The 5,157-nt window shown below is 62.3% G+C and carries 5 protein-coding genes and 2 pseudogenes; 1 reads left to right on the top strand and 6 read right to left on the bottom strand.

Translation table 11 applies throughout. From position 1 onward, the window contains the following. Positions 1–224: pseudogene (aspA, locus tag AC1DY5_RS41340) on the bottom strand (aspartate ammonia-lyase); the annotation flags it as partial. 363 nt (positions 225–587) lie between these two features. On the opposite strand from aspA, the gene AC1DY5_RS41335 reads away from it, so the two are divergent. Continuing rightward, a complete protein-coding gene (locus AC1DY5_RS41335; RefSeq protein WP_478120234.1) occupies positions 588–905 on the top strand; it encodes a hypothetical protein in 318 nt (105 codons plus the stop codon). Positions 906–1,410: 505 nt separating this feature from the next. On the opposite strand, the gene AC1DY5_RS41330 is transcribed toward AC1DY5_RS41335, so the two are convergent. From AC1DY5_RS41330 to AC1DY5_RS41310, 5 genes and pseudogenes are all read right to left on the bottom strand, one after another. Then, a complete protein-coding gene (locus AC1DY5_RS41330; RefSeq protein ID WP_478120233.1) occupies positions 1,411–1,887 on the bottom strand; it encodes a TIM barrel protein in 477 nt (158 codons plus the stop codon). Then, a pseudogene (locus AC1DY5_RS41325) lies at positions 1,811–2,005 on the bottom strand (ISKra4 family transposase); the annotation flags it as partial. The pseudogene AC1DY5_RS41325 and the gene AC1DY5_RS41330, both read right to left, overlap by 77 nt. A 3-nt stretch (positions 2,006–2,008) precedes the next feature. Then, entirely contained in the window at positions 2,009–2,626 is a 618-nt protein-coding gene (locus AC1DY5_RS41320; RefSeq protein ID WP_478120232.1) for a plasmid pRiA4b ORF-3 family protein, read from the bottom strand. 183 nt (positions 2,627–2,809) lie between these two features. Then, positions 2,810–3,094 (bottom strand): hypothetical protein, encoded by a 285-nt coding sequence (locus tag AC1DY5_RS41315; protein WP_478120231.1) that lies wholly within the window; start codon positions 3,092–3,094, stop codon positions 2,810–2,812. Between the two features lie 296 nt (positions 3,095–3,390). Further along, the gene (locus AC1DY5_RS41310) at positions 3,391–4,842 is read right to left on the bottom strand and encodes a Fic family protein (RefSeq protein WP_478120230.1); all 1,452 of its coding nucleotides are present in this window, start codon (positions 4,840–4,842) and stop codon (positions 3,391–3,393) included. Positions 4,843–5,157: the final 315 nt, after the last annotated feature.

Raw genomic sequence — 5,157 nt, 5'->3', positions numbered from 1 at the left:
GAACAGCGCGATGCGTCCAGCAGGCCCAACTCGTTGTTGGCCAAGGCCGCCGCCTGCTTGATGACGGCAAGCGCCTTGATCAGTTCCGGGTAGATGGAGATCGGCGTGCCCGTGATCGGGAAGTTCTCCACCGCCCGCAATGTGTGGACGCCGTAGTAGACGTCGTGCGGAACCGCACGGTCGCCGAGCAAGTCGTGCTCGATTCGCGTTTGATCAGCTGTCATAGAAATTCCCTTTGGTCATCAGCCCAACTGGGCGGCATGGTGAGCGAAGTGATCTGCCAGAAAACTTGCGATGAAGTGTAGCTTTGGTCGTAGCCGGGGTGCAAACGCAGTGAGCGGGTGGCCCGCGCGCTCGCAGGCCGCCTGCAGCAGATCGGGACACAGCTGGGATAGAAACTCGTCCGACTCGCCCTGAAAGACAAGCAGTGGCAGTCGTCGATGGGCACCGTCGGCGATGCCTACAACAACGCGATGGCCGAGAGCTACGCTTGAATGCGAGCAAAGCACGGCGCTTCAAGTTCTTACCGCTGCGCCGCCCGCACGGTTGCAGAGCTGGCGGGCCTGCACCGCCTCGCCCATGCGAGCGTGCGCAAGGAAACGATCGCTTGCGGCGAGTACATCGAAGATGAGCAGTTCCGCATCGGCTGGTTTGCAGGCGGCCGCAAGCACAACGGTGCCAAGCATCTGCGCGTCGCCATCGATGGCACCGTCCTGACCGCTGTGCCGCTCGAAGAGGTGTCCAAGTTCGAGGTAATCGCCGGAGGCGTCGAGCGGGACGGTCACATGGGCCGTCGGTTCGTGTGCGCCTTGCAGCGCCGCAGCTTGACCCGCATGTTGGTCGCCGCAGCGCTTGATCAGTGCGGCTCGATGTCTTCGACGATGGTCCCCGCCATTCAGCCCTGACCTCCGATTCGAAAGATGCGAGCCAGCGCCTTCGCGGAAGCGCGCATCTCGCTTGCCGAAGAATGAATATTCATCATCGACAGCTTGCTGGAAGGCACTCCGCCCACCCTGGCAAAGCCAGAGGGGCGTCGGCGCGCTGCGGGTCTCGGTGGCAAGGTAGCCTTCCGGCGCCAACCCGGAGGTCACCCAGATCGACCATGAGGCGCGGAGGCGCGGAGGCGCAAGGCTGATCCCGATGGAGATGACACCACCGGAATCTGACCGCCCATGGCGCCCGCGAGCGACGGACCGGAGTCCTTGCACGGCGCTGCGCTGGCACGGCTGGAAATCGCAAGCACACCGCGAGATTCGCTCCAACGGGTTCGTGAAAGTCGGTGAGCAGTACTGCGAGCAGCGCAGGTGTCGAATCGCGCAAACCGTTCATCTTCCAGTTACCGACATCAGCGGGGTTCTGCTCTCAAGAACGCCTTGTGTTCTGGATCATCGGGATTCCGCCGCTGCCATCTCAAGGGTTCGGCATGGCGCTGCCTTGGCGACTGGGAGCCAGAGAATTGAAGGGCCTGCGTTCGAGCTGATGAGCACGCCACCGCAAGCCAGCCGACGTGTCTTCCTTGGGTTTGTACTCACACCCGACCCATCCGTCGAATCCGAGCTCATCGATCACGTCGAACAGGTACTCGTAGTTCAGTTCGCCGAGGTCAGGCTCTTGGCGCTCGGGCACGCCGGCGATCTGCAAATGGCCGACCCGGCCGGTCGGCAGGTACTGGCGCAGCTTCATCGCGACGTCACCTTCGACGATCTGGCAGTGGTACAGATCCATCTGTACCTTGAGGTTGCTCGCACCAACCGCTTGCAGGAGACCATCCATTTCTTGGGGGTGTGCAGTGCAGCATCCGTTCCCGTGGCTACGCTGCGAGGGGTATCTGATCCTGAGCGCCGAAGTGCGGATACCACCTCTCGAAGGACGCTCGTAGTTCGTCATTCAGGACTTGGGTACGAACCTGGAGCAGCAGATGCGCTCCGCGCGGCGTCCAGCGCATCTGCTGCTTCTTCACGAACCGCTTGGCGATCACCTGGTTGACCGCGGACTCGACAAAGCCAGCCTACCTTTCCTGCGATTGCGCAGCCAATGCGGCGAGCCTTCGGTTGACGGCTCGCCGATCGAAGCGGTCGGGGTGGTAGTGGCGCAATATGTCCCATTCCTCGTCGTCCACTCCGTCGAGAAGATCCTCCAACTCGTGCCGGCACCTGCCCTCGCCGATCAAGGTGTACTCGAGCCGAGTGGCCATGAACGCCTGCGGACCGCCGCAATCCTCCGGAGGTGCCGCACGCCGGCCTGCGATGCACACCGGATACAACCGCCTCGGGTCCAGGGGCAAGGTGGCCTCGATGCGCAGATCGTGCACCCACAAATCGCCGAAGTCGTATTCGTAGGTGAATCGCTCAAGGCGCCGCAGCGCCAGTTGGCCGATCAGGGCATTGTGGGCATCGGTGTCGAAGGCCACGCCGCCCTCCTGATTGACTCCGTACTCGCGACCGCGAATCTCGAAGCGGTGAGGATGCATGTCCTGCCAGCCGAATGCGACCTGCAGGATCTGGTGCAGCCGGGCGACGCTTGTATCGCCTCGCACCAGCAGGCGCCGCCAGATTAGCGGGCTGATGCCGCGCAGCACGGCGCGCAGCTGCAGGACCTCTTGGCCAGAGGATGCCCCGGTTTCCATCTCCGAAGCTTACTTTGCTGCACTGCACACCCCCAAGAGATGGATGGACTCACTCGGATCGCTCGGCCTCGGTCATCAACGGATAGATGCGAACGATCCGCTCGATGTGAAGCATGTAGGGATGCTGGGCGATGCCTTCTTCAGTTTCCGTCGATCGCATCGCTGAAAACCTTGTGCATCAGATCAAGCGGGCGCACAGTTCGCGACGCCGATGGCGTGCGCCTTGGAGCCATCATCGAAGAACTCGGACGTGCTGATCGTGCCGGTCATCGGGCCGGGCTTGAAGCCTGGCGCGCGTGATTCGCAGTTGAAGAAGATGTTGTCGGAGCGCTTCATGGTGAAGTAGCCGTGTTTGTCCATGTTCTTCGCATCCAACTTGACCGTCTTGTTGTGAATCGCGGTCATGCCGTCGTAGCCCTTCCTCGAAGCGCGTTTGACTGCTGCGTAGTCCAGCGCATCGGTCGCCACGGACGTCCCCTTCTCGCGACCGTTCTTCGATGCTTCGACCTTCGAGGGTGCCGGTGCGGGGGCAGGGGCGGGCGCAGTTGCCACCGGAGCGGCGGGCGCGGGCGCAGGTGCCGCAGCTCAGGGTTGGATGGCGCAGCCGGCGAAATGGATGGAGGACGTAGCAACAAGCGCGAGAGACTTCGAGTTCATCTACAAGAGTTTTGGAGTTTTTGACCCAAGAAGTCTCGCAGGTCGGAAGACGATCGCGCTAGGTAAGGCGTGGAGAAAATCACACTTTGCCCGCCATGCRCACGCCCTCACCCAATCGGGTGCCGTGTCTCCTGATCGRCATCCTCGGCGTCTTCAGGCGGCGACCGGGACGCGAAAGCTTCTGCGACGGCGGCCGCGACGTTATCCCATGTCGCGTCGTTCTGCAGGGCCGGGAATCGCTTGGCCAGCTTCCCCGAACGCACGCCGTTGTTCTCTCGCGCCGATCGGATGATGGCGTCCACGTCGGCGTCTGGCCCTTCGATGATTTCCTTCACCGCTGCCCGTGCCTGGCCAAGGCTTCGGAAGAAGGAGGCCTGTGCATGCATCTCTTGCTGGATGGTTCGTGCGAGGAGCCCTGCTGTGTATTCAACGTGGCTGGTCAGGTCGAGAAACCGCCAGGCCATCCGTGCATCGGCGTACGCGTCGAAATGGAAGTTCGACATGACACCGTCAGGTTGCTGCTCCGGCTCCCTCGAGAATCGATACCGGTCTGCATAGCGCTCCATCAGCGGCCGAGAGAAGGCCTCCAACGCTTCGTCATACCGTGYACGTTCCGCCGAGTGCTCGGTGATCAAGGCGGATATGGGAAGAATGAAAGGAGCGTGTATGGCGCCGTCGCGCCGCAGCACGTCGTTGACCAGGAACCTGTGCACGCGGCCGTTGCCGTCCGCCAGAGGGTGGATGTACACGAACGCGAAAGAAGCAACCGCAGCGCGAGCTGTGGCCGATGCCCCCTGCGTTCGCTCCACGAATGTCCGCAGCCCCTCGAGCATGGGAGCGACATCGGGCCACTCCGGCGCGACGTAGTGCACTACGTTTTCGTAGCGGACCGTCTCACCGACAAACAAGGCCGACTGCCGCAGGCCGAACGATGCGAGGGTCGTCACCTCACCGAGGATGTCCTTCTGCAGCGTCGCCAGATCTTCGGCCGACAGGGGAATCTCTCCGGCCCCAGTCCGCGTCTCCATCACAGCAGCAAACCGCTGAACGCGGCTCACTTGGTCTTGCTCACCTTCGATGAGGAAGCTCGAACGACTTTCGCGCAAGGTCATCCAGACGGCACTGCGGCGCAAGACCTCGGCGCCGAACTCGGCCTCTTCCTTCCCGAGCGCGGCGGCCAAGTCGAATTCGAGAGCCTCGCGCACCTGGGGCGTGCGACGCACCGTCGGGCAGAAGTCGCTGGTGCCTGGCATGTTGTCGCGGACACGCCAGCGGGCAAGATTGACGCTCGCCTCTGCCACCATCTGGTCATCCGGGTCCAGGGCGTCGACATATCCGCCACCGATCGAGACGCCATCGATATCCAGTTGGCGCCTCGTGATCCACTCGTATAGGAAGCCCGCGCGGCGCGCATACTGCCCGGTCGGCTCCGAGCGCGCCCAGGCGGCGAGTATGTTCGGATCCACGCGCTCGAACAGGCGCGCCAGAAGTTCTAGATGAGCGCCCTCGTGTTTCAGCAGGAACGTGAGGTGGGCCGGCACGTCGGAGTCCGGCCGCATTTGCTCCTGATGGATCTCCCGACGATGGTCCCCATGGTGTACTGTGTGTCTGCGCGGCCCGATCTCGCTCCTTACACGGAGGGGCTGAACGAGTTGGAGGCCGTACTCGCGCGCGAGCCACGCACCTCCGATTGGATCGCCGGAGGTCTGCCRCATCAGAGGGCGCGAATTTTTCTGTTCCATGGCCCCATCCTAGCCATAAAACGTTAATAACGGCATAAAAACGATCTCCCTTGCGCCTGTTTGCATTAAAACGCTTATGTAACGAGCGTCAGGCCAATCGTCGCAGGCGCAGAATACTGGTTTTATATCCAG

It is taken from the genome of Variovorax sp. P4_D9 (assembly GCF_056401695.1).
This window is presented reverse-complemented; position numbering and strand designations above follow the sequence as displayed.